At 60.0% G+C, this 21,697-nt stretch carries 25 protein-coding genes; 12 read left to right on the forward strand and 13 right to left on the reverse strand.

All coding sequences use genetic code 11. The annotated features are described in order from the left end of the window. Nucleotides 1–38: 38 nt before the first annotated feature. The 10 genes from PSEUDOMOFG3G_RS02525 to PSEUDOMOFG3G_RS02570 form a co-directional block, all read right to left on the reverse strand. Nucleotides 39–311 carry an HPr family phosphocarrier protein gene (locus PSEUDOMOFG3G_RS02525; RefSeq protein ID WP_047228672.1) on the reverse strand — a complete coding sequence of 91 codons (273 nt, stop codon included), beginning with the start codon at nt 309–311 and terminating at the stop codon, nt 39–41. Between the two features lie 15 nt (nt 312–326). After that, the gene (rapZ, locus tag PSEUDOMOFG3G_RS02530) at nt 327–1,184 is read right to left on the reverse strand and encodes an RNase adapter RapZ (RefSeq protein WP_047228671.1); all 858 of its coding nucleotides are present in this window, start codon (nt 1,182–1,184) and stop codon (nt 327–329) included. A gap of 2 nt (nt 1,185–1,186) precedes the next feature. Beyond that, complete coding sequence (gene ptsN, locus PSEUDOMOFG3G_RS02535; RefSeq protein ID WP_047228670.1) at nt 1,187–1,651, reverse strand: PTS IIA-like nitrogen regulatory protein PtsN; 465 nt, start codon at nt 1,649–1,651, stop codon at nt 1,187–1,189. A gap of 12 nt (nt 1,652–1,663) precedes the next feature. Continuing rightward, on the reverse strand, nt 1,664–1,972 hold the full coding sequence (hpf, locus tag PSEUDOMOFG3G_RS02540) for a ribosome hibernation-promoting factor, HPF/YfiA family (protein WP_047228669.1): 309 nt from the start codon (nt 1,970–1,972) through the stop codon (nt 1,664–1,666). A gap of 76 nt (nt 1,973–2,048) precedes the next feature. Beyond that, nucleotides 2,049–3,542, reverse strand: a complete 1,494-nt coding sequence (locus PSEUDOMOFG3G_RS02545) for an RNA polymerase factor sigma-54 (RefSeq protein WP_047228668.1) — start codon at nt 3,540–3,542, stop codon at nt 2,049–2,051. A 163-nt stretch (nt 3,543–3,705) separates the two neighbouring features. Continuing rightward, the gene (gene lptB, locus PSEUDOMOFG3G_RS02550; protein ID WP_047228667.1) at nt 3,706–4,431 is read right to left on the reverse strand and encodes an LPS export ABC transporter ATP-binding protein; all 726 of its coding nucleotides are present in this window, start codon (nt 4,429–4,431) and stop codon (nt 3,706–3,708) included. Then, a complete protein-coding gene (gene lptA / locus PSEUDOMOFG3G_RS02555) occupies nt 4,431–4,979 on the reverse strand; it encodes a lipopolysaccharide transport periplasmic protein LptA (protein WP_047228666.1) in 549 nt (182 codons plus the stop codon). Before lptA ends, lptB begins: the two co-directional genes overlap by 1 nt. After that, nucleotides 4,966–5,538 (reverse strand): LPS export ABC transporter periplasmic protein LptC, encoded by a 573-nt coding sequence (lptC, locus tag PSEUDOMOFG3G_RS02560; protein WP_139049149.1) that lies wholly within the window; start codon nt 5,536–5,538, stop codon nt 4,966–4,968. Before lptC ends, lptA begins: the two co-directional genes overlap by 14 nt. A gap of 7 nt (nt 5,539–5,545) precedes the next feature. Further along, on the reverse strand, nt 5,546–6,070 hold the full coding sequence (locus tag PSEUDOMOFG3G_RS02565) for an HAD family hydrolase (protein ID WP_047228664.1): 525 nt from the start codon (nt 6,068–6,070) through the stop codon (nt 5,546–5,548). Continuing rightward, nucleotides 6,071–7,045, reverse strand: a complete 975-nt coding sequence (locus PSEUDOMOFG3G_RS02570) for a KpsF/GutQ family sugar-phosphate isomerase (RefSeq protein WP_047228663.1) — start codon at nt 7,043–7,045, stop codon at nt 6,071–6,073. It abuts the gene before it with no gap. 275 nt (nt 7,046–7,320) lie between these two features. On the opposite strand from PSEUDOMOFG3G_RS02570, the gene PSEUDOMOFG3G_RS02575 reads away from it, so the two are divergent. The 10 genes from PSEUDOMOFG3G_RS02575 (at nt 7,321) to hisC (ending at nt 15,296) form a co-directional block, all read left to right on the forward strand. Then, a complete protein-coding gene (locus PSEUDOMOFG3G_RS02575; protein ID WP_047228662.1) occupies nt 7,321–8,130 on the forward strand; it encodes an ATP-binding cassette domain-containing protein in 810 nt (269 codons plus the stop codon). Then, nucleotides 8,130–8,927: a lipid asymmetry maintenance ABC transporter permease subunit MlaE gene (gene mlaE, locus PSEUDOMOFG3G_RS02580; RefSeq protein ID WP_047228661.1), complete on the forward strand. Its 798-nt coding sequence runs from the start codon at nt 8,130–8,132 to the stop codon at nt 8,925–8,927. Before PSEUDOMOFG3G_RS02575 ends, mlaE begins: the two co-directional genes overlap by 1 nt. Further along, nucleotides 8,927–9,394 carry an outer membrane lipid asymmetry maintenance protein MlaD gene (gene mlaD, locus PSEUDOMOFG3G_RS02585; RefSeq protein WP_047228660.1) on the forward strand — a complete coding sequence of 156 codons (468 nt, stop codon included), beginning with the start codon at nt 8,927–8,929 and terminating at the stop codon, nt 9,392–9,394. Before mlaE ends, mlaD begins: the two co-directional genes overlap by 1 nt. 11 nt (nt 9,395–9,405) lie before the next feature. Beyond that, on the forward strand, nt 9,406–10,059 hold the full coding sequence (locus PSEUDOMOFG3G_RS02590; RefSeq protein ID WP_047228659.1) for a phospholipid-binding protein MlaC: 654 nt from the start codon (nt 9,406–9,408) through the stop codon (nt 10,057–10,059). Next, nucleotides 10,056–10,373, forward strand: a complete 318-nt coding sequence (locus tag PSEUDOMOFG3G_RS02595; protein WP_047228658.1) for a lipid asymmetry maintenance protein MlaB — start codon at nt 10,056–10,058, stop codon at nt 10,371–10,373. Before PSEUDOMOFG3G_RS02590 ends, PSEUDOMOFG3G_RS02595 begins: the two co-directional genes overlap by 4 nt. 114 nt (nt 10,374–10,487) lie before the next feature. Next, the gene (locus PSEUDOMOFG3G_RS02600; RefSeq protein WP_047228657.1) at nt 10,488–10,727 is read left to right on the forward strand and encodes a BolA family protein; all 240 of its coding nucleotides are present in this window, start codon (nt 10,488–10,490) and stop codon (nt 10,725–10,727) included. 22 nt (nt 10,728–10,749) lie between these two features. Continuing rightward, the gene (gene murA, locus PSEUDOMOFG3G_RS02605) at nt 10,750–12,015 is read left to right on the forward strand and encodes a UDP-N-acetylglucosamine 1-carboxyvinyltransferase (protein ID WP_092394064.1); all 1,266 of its coding nucleotides are present in this window, start codon (nt 10,750–10,752) and stop codon (nt 12,013–12,015) included. Between the two features lie 129 nt (nt 12,016–12,144). After that, nucleotides 12,145–12,780, forward strand: a complete 636-nt coding sequence (gene hisG / locus PSEUDOMOFG3G_RS02610) for an ATP phosphoribosyltransferase (RefSeq protein WP_047228656.1) — start codon at nt 12,145–12,147, stop codon at nt 12,778–12,780. 123 nt (nt 12,781–12,903) lie between these two features. After that, the gene (gene hisD, locus PSEUDOMOFG3G_RS02615; RefSeq protein WP_139049150.1) at nt 12,904–14,247 is read left to right on the forward strand and encodes a histidinol dehydrogenase; all 1,344 of its coding nucleotides are present in this window, start codon (nt 12,904–12,906) and stop codon (nt 14,245–14,247) included. Next, the gene (hisC, locus tag PSEUDOMOFG3G_RS02620) at nt 14,244–15,296 is read left to right on the forward strand and encodes a histidinol-phosphate transaminase (RefSeq protein ID WP_076383565.1); all 1,053 of its coding nucleotides are present in this window, start codon (nt 14,244–14,246) and stop codon (nt 15,294–15,296) included. The genes hisD and hisC overlap by 4 nt, the downstream gene beginning before the upstream one ends. Before the next feature lie 195 nt (nt 15,297–15,491). Here hisC and PSEUDOMOFG3G_RS02625 read toward each other — a convergent pair whose 3' ends face one another. From PSEUDOMOFG3G_RS02625 to algW, 3 genes are all read right to left on the reverse strand, one after another. Beyond that, nucleotides 15,492–16,211 (reverse strand): DUF4198 domain-containing protein, encoded by a 720-nt coding sequence (locus tag PSEUDOMOFG3G_RS02625; protein WP_076383566.1) that lies wholly within the window; start codon nt 16,209–16,211, stop codon nt 15,492–15,494. A 13-nt stretch (nt 16,212–16,224) separates the two neighbouring features. Next, nucleotides 16,225–18,330 (reverse strand): TonB-dependent siderophore receptor, encoded by a 2,106-nt coding sequence (locus PSEUDOMOFG3G_RS02630; protein ID WP_139049151.1) that lies wholly within the window; start codon nt 18,328–18,330, stop codon nt 16,225–16,227. A gap of 170 nt (nt 18,331–18,500) precedes the next feature. Beyond that, a complete protein-coding gene (algW, locus tag PSEUDOMOFG3G_RS02635; protein WP_047228651.1) occupies nt 18,501–19,661 on the reverse strand; it encodes a Do family serine endopeptidase AlgW in 1,161 nt (386 codons plus the stop codon). 104 nt (nt 19,662–19,765) lie between these two features. Here algW and PSEUDOMOFG3G_RS02640 point away from each other — a divergent pair, with 104 nt between their 5' ends. Together PSEUDOMOFG3G_RS02640 and cysD are read left to right on the forward strand one after the other, a co-directional pair. Next, nucleotides 19,766–20,524: a Nif3-like dinuclear metal center hexameric protein gene (locus tag PSEUDOMOFG3G_RS02640; RefSeq protein ID WP_047228650.1), complete on the forward strand. Its 759-nt coding sequence runs from the start codon at nt 19,766–19,768 to the stop codon at nt 20,522–20,524. A gap of 253 nt (nt 20,525–20,777) precedes the next feature. Further along, nucleotides 20,778–21,695, forward strand: coding sequence for a sulfate adenylyltransferase subunit CysD (gene cysD, locus PSEUDOMOFG3G_RS02645; RefSeq protein ID WP_003178041.1), 918 nt, complete (start codon nt 20,778–20,780; stop codon nt 21,693–21,695). The last annotated feature ends 2 nt before the right edge of the window (nt 21,696–21,697 follow it).

The raw sequence follows: 21,697 nt of genomic DNA on the forward strand, positions 1-21,697 counted from the left end.
ATCCCCTCGCCACAATGAATCTGCTTCAGAGCTTGAGGCTATTCGCCTTCATCGAAGTAGTTGTTGATCAGCCCCACCAACGCATCCAGCGCCTCCTGCTCCTGTTCACCTTCGGTTCTCAGATGGATTTTGGTGCCTTGGCCGGCTGCCAGCATCATCATGGCCATGATGCTTTTGCCATTGATCATTTTCTCGGGGTCACGGCCCACGAGGATCTCGCAAGGAAACTGACCTGCCACACCGACGAACTTGGCTGACGCGCGGGCATGCAAGCCCAGCTTGTTGATGATTTCAATTTCCAGAGCGGGCATCGCGATGTGAATCCTTTAGCTGAGGTCGCGGTGGCGAACCTGGACGTTCTTCAGGGACTGTTGCAGGAGCTGACCCAATCGTTCGGTCAGGTAGACGGAGCGGTGATGGCCACCGGTACAGCCAATGGCAATCGTGACGTAGGCGCGGTTGCTCGCGGCAAAGCGCGGCAGCCATTTGAGCAGGTAGCTGGAGATGTCCTGGTACATTTCCTCGACATCCGGCTGGGCGGCCAGGTAGTCGATCACCGGCTGGTCGAGCCCCGATTGTTCGCGCAGCTCCGGTTTCCAATAAGGATTGGGCAGGCAGCGCACATCGAACACCAGGTCGGCGTCTACCGGCATTCCGCGCTTGAAACCGAACGACTCCACCAGAAATGCCGTACCCGGTTCCGGCTGGTTCAGCAGACGCAACTTGATGGTGTCGCGCAGTTGATACAGGTTCAGGTGGGTGGTATTGACCTTCAGGTCCGCCAAGTCGGCGATCGGCCCCAGCAGCTGACTCTCGTCATGAATGGCTTCGGCCAGGGAGCGGCTTGCGTTGCTCAGGGGATGACGCCGACGGGTTTCGGAGAAACGCTTGAGCAGCGTCTCTTCATCGGCATCCAGATACAGCACATCGCACTGGATGTGCCGATTGCGCACTTCCGCGAGCAGCTCCGGGAACCGCGACAGGTGGCTCGGCAGATTACGTGCATCGATGGAGACCGCCACCAGCGGTTGCGCCAGTTCGGTATGGATCAGGGCGCGCTCGGCCAGTTCCGGCAGCAGGCCGGCCGGCAGGTTGTCGATGCAGTAGTAGCCGCTGTCCTCAAGCACGTTAAGCGCCGTGCTTTTACCGGAGCCGGAGCGTCCGCTGACAATGATCATGCGCATGTTTAATGACCGTTCTGCTCGTCCAGGACAACCTGATACAAGGCTTCGTTGCTCGGCGCGCTGCGCAATTTCTCGCGCACTTCCTTGCGGTCCAGCATGCTGGCGATCTGGCGCAGCAGCTCAAGGTGCGCATCGGTCGCCGCTTCCGGTACCAGCAGTACAAACAGCAGGTCGACCGGTGCGCCGTCGATGGCGTCGAAATCTATGGGTGCTTCAAGGTGCAGCAGCGCACTGATCGGCGCTGTACAGGCCTTGAGGCGGCAATGGGGAATGGCGATACCGTTGCCAAAGCCGGTGGAGCCCAGTTTTTCACGGGCAAACAGGGCCTCGAAGACATCCTGCATTTCCAGATCCGGTACCTCTCGGTGGATCAGGTTGGCAATTTGTTCGAGGGCTTTCTTTTTACTGCCACCCGGCACGTTCACCTGGGAACGGCCGGGGGTCAGGATGGATTCTAGTCGGATCATGGATTAGGGGGGTTAACGACCGGTCGCGCCCTGGAGGAGGCTCTGGGTCTTTTCCTTATGCTTTTTGAGTTGGCGATCCAGCTTGTCGGTCAGCAGGTCAATCGCGGCATACATGTCTTCATGCGCAGCATTGGCAACCACCTCTCCGCCGGGGATATGCAACGTGGCTTCGATTTTCTGCAGCAGCTTCTCGACGTTCATCGTGACTTGCACGTTGGTGATCTTGTCGAAATGCCTCTCCAATCGTTCGAGTTTTTCGCCGATGTATTCGCGAAGAGGTTCGGTCACTTCCAGTTGGTGTCCACTGATGTTGACTTGCATACAGCTTCTCCTTCGTTGCCAGTGCATAAAGCGGCAGGCAGAAATACCTGCCACTGGAACGCTGTGGCGTGGCCTGTTACATCAACCGCTTGCGTTCGCTCGAAGGTGCGATCCCGAGGGATTCACGGTATTTGGCGACGGTACGGCGGGCCACCTGAATGCCTTGTGCCTCCAGTAAACCAGCGATCTTGCTGTCACTCAACGGCTTTTTCTGATTTTCCGCGGCCACCAGTTTTTTGATGATCGCGCGGATGGCTGTGGACGAGCATTCACCGCCTTCGGAGGTGCTGACGTGGCTGGAGAAAAAGTATTTCAGTTCATAAATGCCCCGGGGGGTATGCATGAATTTCTGGGTGGTCACCCGCGAAATCGTCGACTCGTGCATGCCCACTGCCTCGGCAATGTCGTGCAGGACCAACGGCTTCATGGCTTCGTCGCCGTACTCCAGGAAGCCGCGCTGATGCTCGACGATCTGGGTGGCTACTTTCATCAGGGTTTCGTTGCGGCTTTGCAGGCTCTTGATGAACCAGCGCGCTTCCTGCAACTGGTTGCGCATGAAGGTGTTGTCGGCGCTGGTGTCCGCGCGCTTTACGAAACCGGCGTACTGGGCGTTGACCCGCAGCTTGGGCACCGATTCCTGGTTCAGTTCCACCAGCCAGCGGTCGTTGTGCTTGCGCACGATCACGTCGGGAACCACGTATTCGGGTTCGGTGGACTCGATCTGTGAACCTGGGCGCGGGTTGAGGCTCTGGACCAGCTCGATCACCTGGCGCAGTTCATCTTCCTTGAGCTTCATGCGACGCATCAACTGGCTGTAGTCGCGACCGCCCAGCAAGTCGATGTAATCGGTGACCAGTCGCTTGGCTTCGGCCAGCCAAGGCGTCTTGGCGGGTAACTGACGCAGTTGCAACAGCAGACACTCGCCCAGGTTGCGAGCACCGATGCCGGCGGGTTCGAACTGCTGGATGCGGTGCAGGACGGCTTCGATTTCGTCCAGCTCAATGTCCAGCTCGGGGTCAAAGGCCTCGAGGATTTCTTCAAGCGTCTCGTCCAGGTAGCCCTGATTGTTGATGCAGTCGATCAGCGTCACGGCAATCAGACGGTCGGTATCGGACATCGGCGCCAGGTTCAGTTGCCACAGCAAGTGGCTCTGCAGGCTTTCGCCGGTGGAGGTGCGGGTAGTGAAGTCCCACTCGTCGTCATCGCTGCTGGGCAGGCTGCTGGCGCTGGTCTGGTAGACGTCTTCCCAGGCAGTATCCACGGGCAGATCGTTGGGGATGCGTTCATTCCATTCGCCATCCTCAAGGTTATCCACCGTCGGGGCGGTTTCCTGATAGGACGGTTCCGGGATTTCGGTGTTGGTCTTTTGCTCGACGTTATCGGCCAGCGGATCGGTGTTGTCGAAGTCGTCGCCTTCTTCCTGGCGTTCGAGCATCGGATTGGACTCCAGGGCCTCCTGGATTTCCTGTTGCAGGTCCAGGGTCGACAATTGGAGCAGGCGGATGGCCTGTTGCAGCTGCGGTGTCATCGTCAGCTGCTGGCCCATTCTCAAGACTAGCGATGGTTTCATGGCTGGGGCTTAACACCTTATTCGCCGGCGCACATGCGCCATCCACTACAGAGCGCCGAAGCGCCAAACTTAAGCAAATTATATGCCTGAAACTGAAGTGTTTGCCTAGGGCGTCACGTAATAAAATTAGTGACGCCGTGGTGATTGACCAGACACTTTTCGCTTACAGGCGGAACTCATGGCCCAAATACACTTCCTTGACCAGTTCATTGGCCAGGATGGTCGCGGAGTCGCCTTCGGCAATCAACTGGCCATCATTGACGATATAGGCGGTTTCACAGATATCCAGCGTCTCGCGAACGTTGTGGTCGGTGATCAATACGCCGATGCCCTTGGCCTTGAGATGGTGGATGATCTGCTTGATGTCGCCGACCGAAATCGGGTCCACGCCAGCGAATGGTTCGTCCAGCAGGATGAATTTCGGTGCGGTGGCCAGGGCGCGAGCGATTTCCACGCGGCGCCGTTCGCCACCGGACAGGCTCATGCCCAGGTTGTCGCGGATGTGGCTGATGTGGAATTCCTGCAGCAGGCTTTCCAGTTCCTGGCGGCGACCGGCTTTGTCGAGTTCCTTGCGGGTCTCGAGGATCGCCATGATGTTGTCGGCAACCGACAGTTTGCGGAAGATCGACGCTTCTTGCGGCAGATAGCCGATACCGGCCTTCGCCCGGCCATGCATCGGCTGGTGGCTGACGTCCAGGTCGTCGATCAGGACGCGGCCTTGATCGGCCTGAACCAGGCCGACGATCATGTAGAAGCAGGTGGTCTTGCCCGCGCCGTTGGGGCCGAGCAGGCCGACGATCTGGCCGCTGTCGATGGACAGGCTGACATCACGCACGACTTGGCGGCTCTTGTAGCTCTTGGCCAGGTGCTGAGCTTTCAGAGTTGCCATTACTGGGCCTTCTGCTCGTCGGTTTTCTTTTTCGGCTGGATGACCATGTCGATCCGTGGACGCTGCTCGGTGACCTTGCTGCCAGTGGCGCGACCGGCGCTGGCCAGCTTTTTGTTCGTGTCGTAGACGATTTTCTCGCCCTGGGTGGTGTTGCCGTCCTTGTCGATGACCTTGGCGCGATCGATCAGCACCACGCGGTCTTTGGCGGCGTGGTACTGAATGGTTACCCCGTAGCCTTGAACCGGCTTGGTGTCGCCCGCGGTTTGCATCTGCTCGAAGTAGGCCAGGTTGCCCACCGAGGTGACGACGTCGATGTCGCCGGACTGGGTGCGGGTGATGGTCACGGTGTTGCCGGTGACCTTCATCGAACCCTGGGTGATGATCACGTCACCTTTATAGGTGGCTACACCGTTCTTGTCGTCCAGTTGGGCGTCGTCGGCCTGGATGCGGATAGGCTGGTCGCGGTCGGTGGGGAGGGCCCAGGCGCTCGCGCTTCCCAGTGCTGCGCCCAGACTGAGCAAAATAGGGAGGGTTTTAGCGAGCTTCATACTGTCCTCTTACGTTCGATAGCAGGTGTATCCTGCTTTCCTTCAAATACGCTTTCATTCCCGTGCCGGTCGACACACCACCGGCGCCGTCGATTCTAACGGGTTGCTCGGTCTGCGCATATTCTCGCTGCGGGAAGACTGTCATACGACTGCTGGTAATGATGGTCGTACGGTTCTTCTCATCGGTCCGGGCGATGCGTACCGAATCAATCAGTTCCACTTCGGTGCCGTCGGGATTGACCTCGGCGCGTTCGCTCTGCACGTGCCACGGAAACTCGGTGCCCCTGAACATATTCAGGTCTGGCTTGGTGACCAGTGTGATTTCGCTGGCCTTGACGTGGTCGACTTTGTCGGACGTCATTTCATACTGCACTTTGCCATCGGGCAGGTATTGCAGGGTATGCGTGTTGGTCGCATACCAGTCGATATCATTTTCCTGGATCTTGACCGCAGGGCGGTCGAGGAAGCGTTCCGGGCTGATGTTCCAATACCCGACCGCCGCGAAAATCGCTGCGATGCAGCCGAACACCACGATGGTGCGAATTTTCTTGCTTAGCATAAATGGCTCACAGATACGCGGCGTTGGCCGCCTCGAGGCGGCCTTGGGCGCGAAGGATCAGTTCACAGAATTCACGGGCGGCCCCTTCGCCGCCTCGCGCCGTGGTGATGCCGTGGGCGTGCTCGCGCACGAAGCCGGCCGCGTTTGCCACCGCCATGCCCAGGCCGACCCGACGAATCACCGGCAGGTCCGGCAGGTCGTCACCGAGGTAGGCGACCTGTTCATAGCTTAGGTTGAGTTGCCCCAGAAGCTCGTCCAGCACCACCAGTTTATCTTCACGTCCCTGATAAAGGTGGGGGATGCCGAGGTTCTTCGCGCGCCGCTCGACCACCGGGGTCTTGCGGCCACTGATGATGGCGGTCTGCACGCCAGCGGCCATCAGCATCTTGATGCCTTGGCCGTCGAGGGTGTTGAAGGTCTTGAATTCGCTGCCGTCTTCGAGGAAATAAAGGCGGCCGTCGGTCAGGACGCCGTCCACGTCGAACACGGCCAGTTTGATCGCTTTGCCACGTTGCAGTAGGTCTGTGTTCATTTACATGACTCCCGCACGCAGCAAGTCGTGCATGTTCAGGGCGCCCACCGGGCGGTCTTCGTCGTCGACCACCACCAGGGCGCTGATCTTATGGTCTTCCATGATTTTCAAGGCCTCGGCGGCGAGCATCTCGGCGCGTGCCGTTTTGCCGTGGGGGGTCATGACCTGCTCGATGGTCGCACTGTGAATGTCGATCGAGTGGTCCAGGGTGCGACGCAGGTCGCCGTCGGTGAAGATCCCGGCGAGTTTGCCGTCAGTTTCGAGAATGACCGTCATGCCCAGACCCTTGCGGGTCATTTCCATGAGTGCATCCTTGAGCAGCGTGCCGCGTGGCACCTGTGGCAGCTCCTGACCTGCGTGCATCACGTTTTCCACTTTCAACAGCAGGCGACGGCCCAGGGCGCCGCCGGGGTGGGAGAACGCGAAGTCTTCAGCGGTAAACCCCCTGGCTTCCAGCAACGCCACGGCCAGGGCATCACCCATGACCAGGGTGGCGGTGGTGGAAGAGGTCGGCGCCAGGTTCAACGGGCAGGCTTCGTGCTCGACATGAACATTGAGATTGACCTCGGCGGCTTTGGCCAGGGGCGAATCCGGATTGCCAGTGACACTGATCAGTTGGATCCCCAGGCGCTTGATCAGCGGCAGCAGGGTGATGATCTCATTGGTCGAGCCAGAGTTGGACAGGGCCAGGATGATGTCTTCCCGGGTGATCATGCCCATGTCACCGTGGCTGGCTTCGGCCGGATGGACAAAAAATGCCGGAGTGCCGGTGCTGGCCAGGGTGGCGGCGATCTTGTTGCCGATGTGTCCGGATTTTCCCATGCCGACCACGACCACCCGACCCTTGCTGGCCAGAATCATCTCGCAGGCACGTACGAAATCAGCGTCGATATGGGGCAGCAAGCCTTGTACGGCTTCGAGCTCGAGGCGGATGGTACGTTGTGCCGATTGAATCAGGTCGCTGGTTTGGTTCATGTCAGAGATCGCATGGCTCGATGAAAAGGCGGCGATTATAGCGGCAATGAACAATTCCCTCACGTTAGTTCGTCATGCTTTGTTCGAGCGATTCACATGGCTTGATACAAAGTCTCTTCTTTTAGCGGTATCCGGACTGAACGGGCGCGGGCTTGGGCCTTGGGCGCTTGGGTGTTGCAGTGATATAGTTCGCCGCCGGTTCGGGTGCCCGGCAGTCCGGCGTTTGTCGGTTGGCCAGGGCATTCGGATGTGAGGCTGCATCGCAAGGAGTTTAGATGAGTGCCGACAACGCCTACGCGGTCGAGCTGAAGGGATTGTCCTTCAAGCGAGGGGCGCGCAGCATTTTCAATGACATCGATATCCGCATTCCCCGTGGCAAGGTCACCGGCATCATGGGGCCTTCCGGGTGCGGCAAGACCACGCTGTTGCGGCTGATGGGTGCACAGTTGCGCCCCAGTGCCGGCGAAGTCTGGGTCAATGGGCAGAATCTTCCAAAGCTGTCGCGCAGCGATCTGTTCGATGCGCGCAAGCACATGGGCGTGCTGTTCCAGAGCGGCGCCCTGTTCACCGATCTCGACGTGTTCGAGAATGTGGCGTTCCCCTTGCGGGTCCATACCGACCTGCCTGAAGAGATGATTCGCGACATCGTCCTGCTCAAATTGCAGGCGGTCGGGCTGCGGGGTGCCCTGGACTTGATGCCGGACGAACTGTCCGGTGGCATGAAGCGCCGCGTCGCTCTGGCCCGGGCGATTGCCCTTGATCCGAAGATCCTCATGTATGACGAACCCTTCGTCGGCCAGGACCCGATCGCCATGGGCGTGCTGGTGCGCCTGATCCGTCTGCTCAACGATGCGCTGGGTATTACCAGTATTGTGGTGTCCCACGACCTGGCCGAAACCGCGAGCATTGCGGACTACATCTACGTGATCGGCGATGGCCAGGTGCTGGGGCAGGGTACGCCCCAGGAATTGAAGGCCTCGGACAGCCCGCGCATTCGTCAATTCATGAAGGGTGATCCGGACGGGCCTGTGGCGTTCCATTTTCCGGCCACGGATTACCGCACCGATCTGCTGGGGAAGCGCTGATGCGCAAGAAATCACTGATAGAAAGAGTTCGCCTGTTTGGTCGTTCCGGCATCGATGTGGTGGCAGTGCTGGGCCGTTCCTCGCTGTTTCTGATGCATGCCCTGCTGGGGCGCAACACGACGGGTGGCGGGTTTGGGCTGCTGGTGAAGCAACTGCACTCGGTGGGCGTGATGTCCCTGGTGATCATCGTGGTCTCCGGGATCTTCATCGGTATGGTCCTGGCGCTGCAGGGGTTCAACATCTTGTCCAGCTACGGTTCGGAGCAGGCGGTTGGACAGATGGTCGCGCTGACATTGTTGCGTGAGCTGGGACCTGTGGTGACCGCGCTGCTGTTTGCCGGGCGTGCCGGTTCGGCGCTGACGGCCGAAATCGGTAACATGAAGTCCACCGAACAGTTGTCCAGTCTGGAAATGATCGGTGTCGACCCGCTCAAGTACATCATTGCCCCGCGCCTGTGGGCCGGTTTCATTTCCCTGCCGGTGCTGGCGATCATTTTCAGCGTCGTGGGGATCTGGGGCGGCTCGTGGGTGGCTGTAGACTGGCTGGGGGTCTATGAAGGTTCCTACTGGTCCAACATGCAGAACAGTGTCGATTTTCTCGACGACGTGCTCAACGGCGTTATCAAAAGTGCCGTATTCGCTTTCGTGGTGACCTGGATCGCCGTGTTTCAAGGCTATGACTGTGAGCCCACGTCAGAGGGGATCAGCCGTGCCACAACCAAGACCGTGGTGTACGCCTCGCTGGCGGTCCTGGGCCTTGACTTTATTCTGACCGCCTTGATGTTTGGAGATTTCTGATGCAAAACCGCACCCTGGAAATCGGTGTCGGCCTTTTCTTGCTGGCTGGCATCCTGGCTTTGCTGTTGTTGGCCCTGCGGGTCAGTGGCCTGGCGCCGACCGCAAGCACCGACACTTATAAACTTTATGCTTATTTTGACAATATCGCCGGTTTGACGGTCAGAGCCAAAGTGACCATGGCTGGTGTAACCATCGGCAAGGTCACGGCAATCGATCTGGACCGCGACAGTTTCACCGGTCGGGTGACGCTGCAGCTGGAAAAGCGCGTGGATAACCTGCCGACTGACTCCACTGCATCGATCCTCACTGCTGGGCTGCTGGGCGAGAAATACATCGGTATCAGCGTTGGCGGTGAAGAAGCTTTGCTCAAGGATGGCGGGACCATCCACGATACGCAGTCGTCGCTGGTGCTTGAGGACCTGATCGGTAAATTCCTGCTCAATACCGTTAGCAAAGACGCCAAATGAGGAGCTTTTGAATGATCTCTATCTTGCGACGTAGCCTGTTGGTGCTGCTCGCGGCGCTGCCGCTGATGGCCAACGCCGTGGCCGCGCCTTCGGCCCATGAAATCATCCAGGACACTACCACCCGGTTGCTGGCAGACCTGGCCGCCAACAAAGAGAAATACAAGCAGGATCCGGGGGCGTTCTACGACGCGCTGAACGGCATCGTCGGTCCCGTGGTGGATGCCGACGGTATTTCCCGAAGCATCATGACCGTCAAGTACTCGCGCAAGGCGACCCCGGCGCAGATGACGCGCTTCCAGGAAAACTTCAAGCGCAGCCTGATGCAGTTCTATGGCAACGCCTTGCTCGAATACAACAACCAGGGCATCACCGTTTCGCCGGCCAAGGACGAAAGCGGCAACCGCACCAGCGTCGATATGCAGGTCAAGGGCAATAACGGCGCGATCTACCCTGTGTCCTACACGCTCGAGAAAATCAACGGCGAGTGGAAGGTGCGTAACGTGATCATCAATGGCATCAACATCGGCAAGCTGTTCCGCGATCAGTTCGCTGATGCGATGCAGCAAAACGGCAATGATCTGGACAAAACCATCGACGGTTGGGCTGGTGAAGTGGCCAAGGCCAAGGAAGTTGCCCAGGATGCTCAAGAGAAGCAGGCGCAATGAGTGAGTTGGCGAGTGAGTCGGCCGTTCGTTTGGGCGAATCTGGCGAGCTGTTGCTCAGTGGCGTGCTGGACTATCGCACTGGCCCGGTCTTGCGCAAGCAGGGCCAGGCGCTGATCGGCTCTGCCGGCGCCGCAGAGCTGGTCATTGACTGCTCGGCGGTGCAGAAGTCCAGCAGTGTCGGCCTGTCCCTGCTGCTGTGCTTCATGCGTGACGCCAAAGCTGCCGGAAAAACCTGGAGCATCCGTGGGATGCCCGAAGACATGCGCGAAATAGCCCAGGTCAGCGAACTGACCGAGCTGTTGGTGCACTCCTGACCCACATCCCTGAAAAAGCCCCCCGTCAGAGTCCTGCTTCGCGGGGTTCGCAGGCGCGGGGCTTTTTTGTATGATGTGCGACCCGTGCGCACAGGGCGCCGATAGAGGTTGAGCATGCAGGCCGTAGAAGTGAAGAGCTTCCTTGAAGGAAAGCTGCCCGAAACTGTCATTGAAGTTGAGGGCGAAGGCTGCAACTTTCAGCTGAACGTGATCAGCGATGAACTGGCGGCGTTGAGCCCGGTGAAGCGTCAGCAGCAGATCTATGCCCATTTGAACCCGTGGATCGCCGATGGCAGCATCCATGCGGTCACTATGAAATTTTTCAGCCGCGCGGCCTGGGCCGAGCGCACCTGAGCCCAAGGGCGTCGAGATTCTTATGGATAAACTGATTATTACCGGCGGCGTTCGTCTTGATGGCGAAATCCGCATCTCCGGGGCAAAGAACTCCGCCCTGCCGATCCTGGCCGCGACGTTGCTGTGCGATGGCCCGGTGACGGTGGCGAACCTGCCGCACCTGCACGACATCACCACCATGATCGAGCTGTTCGGTCGCATGGGCATTGAACCGGTGATCGACGAAAAGCTCAGCGTCGAGATCGACCCGCGCACCATCAAGACCCTGATCGCCCCGTACGAACTGGTGAAGACCATGCGTGCGTCGATCCTGGTACTGGGACCGATGGTCGCCCGTTTCGGTGAAGCCGAAGTTGCCTTGCCGGGTGGTTGCGCCATCGGCTCGCGTCCGGTGGACCTGCATATCCGCGGCCTGGAAGCCATGGGTGCGGTGATCGACGTCGAGGGTGGCTACATCAAGGCCAAGGCGCCTGAAGGCGGCCTGCGTGGCGCTCACTTCTTCTTCGATACCGTCAGTGTGACCGGTACCGAGAACATCATGATGGCGGCCGCACTGGCCCGCGGCCGCAGCGTTTTGCAAAACGCCGCCCGTGAGCCTGAAGTGGTGGACCTCGCCAACTTCCTGATCGCCATGGGCGCCAAGATCAGCGGCGCCGGCACCGATACCATCACCATCGATGGTGTTGAGCGCCTGCATTCGGCCACTTACAAAGTGATGCCGGACCGGATCGAAACCGGCACCTACCTGGTGGCTGCTGCTGTCACCGGTGGCCGCGTCAAGGTCAAGGACACCGATCCGACCATTCTTGAAGCCGTCCTGGAGAAACTCAAGGAAGCCGGTGCCGAAGTCACCTGCGGCGAAGACTGGATCGAAGTGAACATGCACGGCAAGCGGCCTAAAGCCGTCAACGTGCGGACCGCCCCGTACCCGGCGTTCCCGACCGACATGCAGGCGCAGTTCATCTCCCTCAACGCCATTGCCGAAGGCACCGGTGCGGTGATCGAGACGATCTTCGAAAACCGTTTCATGCACGTCTACGAACTGCACCGCATGGGCGCCAAGATCCAGGTCGAAGGCAACACCGCCATCGTGACCGGTACCGAGAAACTCAAGGGCGCGCCAGTGATGGCCACCGACCTGCGGGCTTCGGCCAGCCTGGTGATTTCGGCCCTGGTTGCCGAAGGCGACACCCTGATCGACCGTATCTACCACATCGACCGTGGTTACGAGTGCATCGAAGAGAAACTGCAGATGCTCGGCGCCAAGATCCGTCGCGTACCGGGTTAGGTCCGGCTGCATGGGCGCAGGGACGCGCCTGTTGATTTCGTTTCAGGTCGAGGGTGGTAACACCCTCGATGTGTGTCCGGCGCCGCTTGCGACCGGGCATGAGTACCTTGATAAGGACTGACGTTTCCCATGTTGACCATTGCACTGTCCAAGGGCCGCATCCTTGATGACACCTTGCCGCTTCTGGCTGAAGCGGGCATCGTGCCGACCGAGAATCCGGACAAGAGCCGCAAGCTGATCATCCCCACGACTCAAGCCGATGTACGCTTGCTGATCGTGCGCGCCACCGATGTTCCGACTTACGTTGAACATGGCGCCGCCGACCTGGGCGTCGCCGGTAAGGACGTGTTGATGGAATACGGCGGCCAGGGCCTGTACGAGCCCCTGGACCTGCGGATCGCCCGCTGCAAGCTGATGACCGCCGGCAAAGTCGGCGCGCCAGAGCCCAAGGGCCGTTTGCGGGTGGCGACCAAGTTCGTCAACATTGCCAAGCGTTATTACGCCGAGCAGGGCCGTCAGGTCGATATCATCAAGTTGTACGGTTCGATGGAGCTGGCGCCGCTGATCGGCCTGGCGGACAAGATCATCGATGTGGTCGACACCGGCAACACCCTGCGGGCCAATGGCCTGGAGCCCCAGGATTTCATTGCCGACATCACCTCCCGGCTGATCGTCAACAAGGCTTCGATGAAAATGCAGCACGCCCGTATCCAGGCTCTGATCGATACCCTGCGCAAGGCAGTGGAATCGCGACACCGCGGCTGATTCACCTGCGCGACCTTGAGTCGCGCCCGTCTATCCGTGTCATAGCCAATTTTCTCAGGTGCCCACGCGAATGGACTGGTAGCTTAGGGCGCCTGAGCATTTGCCATTAATGAGGCCCTCGCTATGACCGCTCCCACTTCGATTCGCCGACTCAACGCTGCCGACCCGGATTTCGCACATCATCTGGATCATCTGCTGAGCTGGGAAAGTGTGTCTGACGACTCGGTCAATCAGCGGGTGCTGGACATCATCAAGGCTGTGCGCGAGCGTGGCGATGCAGCTTTGGTGGAATTCACCCAGACATTCGATGGCCTGCAAGTGGCGTCCATGGCTGATCTGATTCTGCCGCGCGAGCGCCTGGAACTGGCCCTGACCCGGATCACGGTGCCGCAGCGCGAAGCCCTGGAAAAAGCCGCATCGCGGGTGCGCGACTATCACGAGAGGCAGAAACAGGACTCCTGGAGCTACACCGAAGCCGACGGCACGGTGCTGGGCCAAAAGGTCACGCCGCTGGACCGCGCCGGTCTGTACGTGCCGGGTGGCAAGGCGTCGTATCCATCCTCGGTGTTGATGAACGCGATCCCAGCCAAGGTCGCCGGCGTGACCGAAGTGGTCATGGTGGTGCCGACCCCGCGCGGTGAAATCAATGAACTGGTGCTGGCCGCTGCCTGCATCGCCGGGGTGGACCGGGTGTTCACCATTGGTGGCGCCCAGGCCGTGGCTGCGCTGGCCTATGGCACCGAGAGCGTGCCGCGGGTCGACAAGGTGGTGGGGCCAGGCAATATCTATGTGGCCACCGCCAAGCGCCACGTGTTCGGTCAGGTCGGCATCGACATGATCGCCGGCCCGTCGGAGATCCTGGTGGTGTGCGACGGCCAGACCGACCCGGACTGGATCGCCATGGACCTGTTTTCCCAGGCCGAGCACGACGAAGACGCCCAGGCGATCCTGGTCAGCCCGGACGCCGAGTTCCTCGACAAAGTGGCTGCCAGCATCGACAAGCTGCTGCCGACCATGGACCGCGCCGAGATCATCAACACCTCGATCAACGGCCGTGGCGCGCTGATCAAGGTCGAGAACATGGAACAGGCCATCGAGGTCGCCAACCGCATCGCGCCGGAGCACCTGGAGTTGTCGGTCGCTGACCCGCAGGCCTGGCTGCCGCAGATCCGCCACGCCGGTGCGATCTTCATGGGCCGCCACACCAGCGAAGCCCTGGGTGACTATTGCGCAGGTCCCAACCACGTCTTGCCGACTTCCGGTACGGCGCGTTTCTCGTCGCCGCTGGGGGTGTATGACTTCCAGAAACGTTCGTCGATAATCTTCTGCTCCGAGCAAGGTGCGTCCGAACTGGGCAAGACCGCTTCGGTGCTGGCCCGTGGCGAGTCGCTGAGCGCCCACGCCCGCAGTGCCGAATACCGCATCCTTGATGAGCGCTCCATTAAAGGGCAGGGGAAACTGAAATGAGTAAATTCTGGAGCCCGTTCGTCAAGAACCTGGTGCCTTACGTGCCGGGCGAACAGCCGAAGCTGACCCGCCTGGTCAAGCTCAACACCAACGAGAACCCCTACGGCCCGTCGCCCAAGGCCCTGGCGGCGATGCAAACCGAGCTGAACGACAACCTGCGCCTGTACCCAGACCCCAACAGCGATCTGCTGAAAAGCGCCGTGGCCCGCTATTACGGTGTGCAGAGCAACCAGGTGTTCCTGGGCAACGGTTCGGACGAAGTGCTGGCGCACATTTTCCACGGGCTGCTGCAGCACGATCAGCCGCTGTTGTTCCCGGACATCAGTTACAGCTTTTATCCGGTGTATTGCGGGCTGTACGGCATCCAGTTCGACGCAGTGCCGCTGGACGCGCAGTTCCAGATCGACCCGGCGGACTATGCCAAACCAAACGGCGGGATCATCTTCCCCAATCCGAACGCTCCCACCGGCTGCCTGCTGGCCCTGGAAGCGGTCGAGCAGATCCTCAAGGCCAGTCCGGACTCGGTGGTGGTGGTTGATGAAGCCTATATCGACTTCGGCGGCGAGACCGCCATCAGTCTGGTGGACCGCTATCCGAACCTGCTGGTGACCCAGACCCTGTCCAAGTCCCGCTCATTGGCAGGATTGCGGGTGGGCCTGGCAGTGGGCCATCCGGACCTGATCGAAGCGCTGGAGCGGATCAAGAACAGCTTCAACTCCTACCCGCTGGATCGCCTGGCGAATGTCGGGGGCGCGGCGGCGTTCGACGATCGGGAGTATTTCGAGCAGACCTGCCGGTTGGTCATCGAGCACCGTGAATGGGTGGTGGCGCAGTTGCAGGCCAAGGGCTTTGACGTGTTGCCTTCGGCGGCCAACTTCATCTTCGCCCGTCACCCCCGGCACGATGCGGCAGGGCTGGCGGCGAAATTGCGCGAACAAGGCGTGATCGTGCGGCACTTCAAGCAGGAGCGGATTGCCCAATTCCTGCGGATCAGCATCGGCACGCCGGAGCAGAACCAGGCGCTGATCGAAGCCCTGGGTGAACTCTAAAGTTAAGGAAGGGGGCTGATGGCCTTATCGCGAGCAGGCTCGTTCCCACAGTAGAGTCGTTGCGAATACAAATTTTGTAACCAGCAGAGGCACCCTGTGGGAGCGAGCCTGCTCGCGATGGCGTAGTGTCAGTCAACATCCATCTGGCTGATCCACCGCCATCGCGAGCAGACTCGCTCCCACAGTTGTTGGGCCTTACTCGTGATGCTCTTCACCCAGGAAGGTCAGCGAGGTGAACACCCCACGCGTGGCCACGTCCTTGTTGTCCTTGAGCGCAATTTCCATCTGCGCGGCGATCACATTCAACCCTTCGTTACGCACCAACACCTTGGCCCGGCCTTCGGCGTCGGTTTCTGCTGATACGGTGTCCGGTGCGCTGCGGTAATCACCCACCAGCTTCACCCCGGCCGCCGGTTTACCGTCCAGCAGCACCCGTACCGGCAGTGGCTGGCCCGGGCCTACGGTCAGCGGGTCGACTTCCGGCAGGATCAGGAACTTGACCTGATCGAGCTTTGGCAACTTCGCTCCCGGCTCGTAGATCGCCAGGCTGTACTTGAAGGTGTGGGTCGATTCAATCGCCCCGGGCACCTTGCTGCGGCCTTCGTTGATCCATTTCTTGTCAGCGGTCTGGGACCACATGCCGTTGTCCAGTTCCACGGCCATCACGGCGGGTGGCTTGAGGGGTTGCAGGCGAGCATGGTCGGGCAAGCGTTCGACGGTGACCGGGATCATCTTGCCGCCCAGGTCATAGGCCCACGCACCGCTGATTTTCTGCGCCTTAAAGGCATTGTCCTCGGCGCCGTGGCCGTAGATCACTTCGATGTTGCCGCGCCGTTGTTCGGTCCACAGGCCATGGGCCGAGGCTTGTGTGGCCAGGAACAGGCTGAGAAGGGCGAAGGTCTTGGGGTATTTCATTGATTTTCCTTTTTTACAGATCAAGGGTGAGGCTGACGGTAAAGTTGCGTGGCTCGCCGGGGTTGACCCAGTAGTTGCTGTACGAGCGCTCGTAGTATTTTTCGTCGAAGACGTTGTTCAGATTCAGGCCCACGGTGACGTTGTCGCTGGCCTTGTAATGGGCCAGCAGATCCACGGTGTGGTAGGCCGGCAGTTCGAAGTCCTTGCCGGCTTCGCCGGAGCGATCCCCGACGTATGTGAATGCCGCACCCACGTCGGAGCCGCGCAGGTGGCCGTCCTGGAATTCGTAGACCCCCAGCACGCTGCCGCTGCGCTTGGCGACGCCAAGAATCCGGCTGCCGGTGGGAATGATTTCGTCACCCTTGGTCACTTCGGCATCGATGTAGGCGAAGGCGCCGATCACCCGGATGGCGTCAGTTACCTGCCCGGTGACCTGCAGGTCGAGTCCCTGGCTGCGGGCCTTGCCCATGGCGCGGTTGGAGTCTGTGGCCGGGTCCCGCGCCAGGACGTTTTCCTTTTCGATATGGAACGCCGCCAGGGTGGTGCTCAGGCGATCATCGAACAGTTCGCTCTTGATCCCCACTTCATAGCCAACGCCTTCCTCCGGATCGAAGGTTTTGCCCCCGGCATCCAGGCCATTGTTGGGCTTGAACGAGGTGGAGGCGTTGGCGAACAGTCCGACCTCGGGCGTCAGTTGGTACAGCAGGCCGGCCCGTTGCGTGAAGGTGTCATGACGCTGGCGGCTGGTGAGCTGCGTGGTGTGGTCGTCAATGCTCTGCTCGAAATGCTCATAACGCACGCCGAGCACGCCCCGCAGTTTGTCGGTGAAGACGATCTGGTCCTGAAGATTCAGCGCACGGCTTTTCACACGCTCGAAAAAATCGGTGCCGGTACGTTGACCATCAGGTTTCGGCTGGCCATAGACCGGTTGATAGATGTCGATGGGGTAAGTGCCACCGTTGATCGTGGTCACGCGCTCGTTCTTGCGATAGTCCTCGTATTCGGTGCCGATCAGCAATTCGTGCTGCCAGGGCCCGAGGTCAAACAGCCCGCGTAATTCAAGCTGGGTAATGCTGTCGTGCCAATTGTTGTCGCGCTCGCGGTAGCGGCGGTTCACCGTACGACCGTCGGCGTTCAGCGGCCGCGCTTCGGAGGCGAAGCCCCAGAGTTCGCCCTGTTTGTAATGGCTGGCCAGGCGCAGTTGCCAGGCGTCGTTGAGCTGATGTTCGAGGGCCGCCTGGAGCATGTTGTTGTGGTTGTCGATGTCGCCGTCGTTGGGTTCGCCCAAAAAGGTCGAGCGGGAAACACCGCTCCAACGGTTGTTCGGCGCCACGATGCCGCGATCGAACGTTGAACTGTGACGCACGATTTCGCTTTCCACCAGCAGGCGCGTATCGGGGCTCAGTTGCCAACTGAGGGAGGGGGCGACGAAGACGCGCTTGCTCTGGACGTGATCGCGAAAGCTGTGATTGTCCTCGACCGCCAGGTTGACCCGCGACAGCACATTGCGCTCAGCGTCCAGTGGTGTGTTGACGTCCAGCGCGGTGCGGTAGCGATCCCAACTGCCGGCGCTGGTTTGCAGGGTGGTGAAGGCTTCGGGCTGGGGCTTCTTGGTGACGATGTTCACCGTACCGCCGGGGTCGCCGCGCCCGTACAGGCTGGCCGCCGGTCCTTTAAGCACCTCGATGCGTTCAATGTTGGCCGCATCCGGCGTACTCGGATAACCGCGGTTGGCGCTGAAGCCGTCCTTGTAGAACTCCGAAGTGGTAAAGCCACGCACGCTGTATTCGTAGAGTGTCAGGCCGCCGAAGTTGTTTTGCTTTGACACGCCGCCGGCATATTCCAGGGCCCGTTCGACGTTGGTGCTGCCCAGATCATTGAGGACGCTGGCGGGGATCACACTGATCGATTGCGGGATGTCCCGCAGGGCGGTGTCGGTTTTGGTGGCGCTGGCGGAGCGAGTGGCGCGATAGCCCGTCACCGGGCCGGTAGGGGATTCGTAGTCGGCAGAGACGTTGATGGCGTCCAGTTCCATCGGCTGGATTTCCTCGGCGATCACCGGGTCACCCAGCAGACCCAAGGCCAGGCTGGCGAGGGAAATCCGTTTTAGAGATGACATGTTATGTTGTTCCAATTTTTAGTATTGAAACAATATAACACTACAAATGAGAATTTATGCTATTGCTGGCCGACTAAAATAACCGAGGTGAACACGGTTTTTTGTGGGGAGGGAGCAAGTTCCCTCGCCACAAGGGACTCTTGGCCAGCAAGGCCGTTGCTATCGCGCAGTTACTCTTCTTCCTTCACCACCACCGGTGCCGGCGGTGGGCGCAAACCGATTTCTGCGGTGAGCTTGAGCTCCTTGCCGTTGCGCATCACCTGGATGGCGACCTTGTCGGTGGGTTTGATCCGCGCCACCTGGTTCATCGAGCGACGGCCGTCACCGGCGGGTTCGCCGTCGATGCTCAGGATCACGTCGCCCAGTTGCAGGCCGGCCTTCTGGGCCGGGCCATCGCGGAAAATGCCTGCTACCACGATCCCGGGACGCCCGGACAGGCCGAAGGACTCCGCCAGCTCCTGGGACAGCGGCTGCACTTCAATACCCAGCCAGCCGCGAATCACCTGGCCGTGTTCGATGATGGACTTCATCACTTCCATGGCCAGCTTCACCGGAATCGCAAAACCGATGCCCTGGCTGCCGCCGGACTTGGAGAAGATCGCCGTGTTGATCCCGGTCAGATTGCCGTTGGCATCCACCAGCGCGCCGCCGGAGTTGCCGGGGTTGATCGCGGCATCGGTCTGGATGAAGTCTTCGTAATTGTTCAGGCCCAACTGATTGCGCCCAGTGGCGCTGATGATACCCATGGTCACGGTCTGGCCGACGCCGAAGGGGTTGCCGATGGCCAGGGTGACATCGCCGATGCGAATGCTGTCCGAACGCCCAATGGTGATGGCCGGCAGGTTCTTCAGGTCGATCTTCAGCACCGCGAGGTCGGTTTCCGGGTCGCTGCCGATCACCCGGGCCAGGGTTTCGCGACCATCCTTGAGCGCCACCACAATCTGGTCGGCGCCGCTGGTGACGTGGTTGTTGGTCAGGATATAACCTTCAGGGCTCATGATTACGCCCGAACCCAGGCTCGACTCCATGCGTTTCTGCTTGGGTGAGTTGTCGCCGAAGAAGCGCCGGAACTGCGGGTCTTCGAACAGGGGATGGCTGGATTTGTTGACGACCTTGGTGGTGTACAGGTTGACCACGGCCGGTGCCGCGATCGTCACGGCATCGGCATAGGACACCGGCCCTTGTTGCAGTGCCTTGGTCTGTGGCGCCTGCTGCAGGTTGACGTCGAGGCTCGGCAGGCCGACCCACTCCGGATAACGCTGGATAATCAGTAGAGCGACAAGCACGCCGGCCAACAGAGGCCAGCCGGAAAAACGCAGCGCCTTGAGCATTAAGCACGTCCTACAAAGGTTGCAGGCGGTGTGAGACCGCCCATAATGTCGCGCATTATACGAGGCCGCGCGCGCCTCTGAACGGGATATTTAGGAGTCTTTTCATGGCCGTAGCCCTGAACACCCTGGTAGAAGAAGCGGATCGTTACCTGGCCGCCGCCAGGATTGCCGATTACTGCCCCAACGGTTTGCAGGTCGAAGGCGCCCCTCAGGTGACGCGCATTGTCAGCGGTGTCACCGCCAGCCAGGCATTGCTCGATGCTGCAGTGGAGGCTGACGCTGATCTGGTGCTGGTGCATCACGGGTATTTCTGGAAAGGCGAAAATCCCTGCGTCACCGGCATGAAGCAACGTCGCCTCAAAACCTTGCTCAAGCACGATATCAGTCTGCTGGCCTACCACTTGCCGCTGGATCTGCATGCCGAGGTGGGCAATAACGTGCAATTGGCTCGCCAGTTGGACATTACCGTCGAAGGGCCGCTGGACCCGGACAACCCCAAGGTCGTCGGCCTGGTGGGCTCCTTGTCCGAACCGATGACGCCCCGGGACTTCGCCCGTAAAGTGCAGGAAGTCATGGGCCGCGAGCCTTTGTTGATCGAAGGCGAGCAGATGATCCGCCGGGTCGGCTGGTGCACGGGCGGAGGCCAGGGCTACATCGATCAGGCCGTGCTGGCCGGGGTTGATCTGTTTCTCAGTGGCGAGGCATCCGAGCAGACCTTTCACAGCGCCCGGGAAAACGGCATCAGCTTCATCGCCGCCGGGCACCATGCGACCGAGCGCTATGGTGTGCAGGCATTGGGCGATTACCTGGCGCGGCGCTTTGCTTTGGAGCATATCTTCATAGATTGCCCGAATCCCATTTGATCACGTGTAATCCCCTGTGGGAGCGAGCTTGCTCGCGATAGCGGAGGGTCAGTCAACTTCAATGCCGACTGATACACTGCTATCGCGAGCAAGCTCGCTCCCACAAAAGGCTGTTGCAATGCCCGAACCGGCAGGCATATCCATATGCTGTTTCGATCTAGTTGGCGCCCTGATTAGAAGAGGTCGCTGTGCTAGGATTCCCCGCTCGAACACGGCCCGCTGGCCGTTCATAAGAAAGTTTTCGTGAGTAGCCATGGTCGACAAACTGACGCATCTGAAACAGCTGGAGGCGGAAAGCATCCACATCATCCGCGAGGTGGCCGCCGAGTTCGATAACCCGGTGATGCTGTACTCCATCGGTAAAGACTCCGCCGTGATGCTGCACCTGGCACGCAAGGCGTTTTTCCCCGGCAAGCTGCCGTTTCCGGTGATGCATGTCGACACCCGCTGGAAATTCCAGGAAATGTACAAGTTCCGCGACCGCATGGTTGAAGAACTGGGCCTGGACCTGATCACTCACGTGAACCCGGACGGCGTGGCGCAAGGCATCAACCCGTTTACTCACGGCAGCGCCAAGCACACCGACATCATGAAGACCGAAGGCCTGAAACAGGCTTTGGACAAGTATGGTTTCGACGCCGCTTTTGGTGGTGCCCGCCGCGATGAAGAGAAGTCCCGCGCCAAGGAGCGCGTGTACTCGTTCCGCGACAGCAAGCATCGCTGGGATCCGAAGAACCAGCGCCCGGAGCTGTGGAACGTCTACAACGGCAAGGTCAACAAAGGCGAGTCGATCCGCGTATTCCCGCTGTCGAACTGGACCGAGCTGGACATCTGGCAGTACATCTACCTCGAAGGTATCCCGATCGTGCCGCTGTACTTCGCCGCTGAGCGCGAAGTGATCGAGAAGAACGGCACGCTGATCATGATCGACGACGAGCGCATCCTCGAGCACCTGTCCGATGAAGACAAAGCCCGTATCGTCAAAAAGAAAGTGCGTTTCCGCACCCTTGGCTGCTACCCGTTGACGGGCGCGGTGGAGTCCGAGGCCGAAAGCCTGACGGACATCATTCAGGAAATGCTCCTGACGCGAACTTCCGAGCGCCAGGGCCGGGTCATCGACCACGATGGCGCAGGCTCGATGGAAGATAAGAAACGTCAGGGTTATTTCTAAGG

This window comes from Pseudomonas sp. FG-3G (assembly GCF_901007645.1).
GTDB classification, from domain to species: Bacteria; Pseudomonadota; Gammaproteobacteria; order Pseudomonadales; family Pseudomonadaceae; genus Aquipseudomonas; species Aquipseudomonas rhizophila.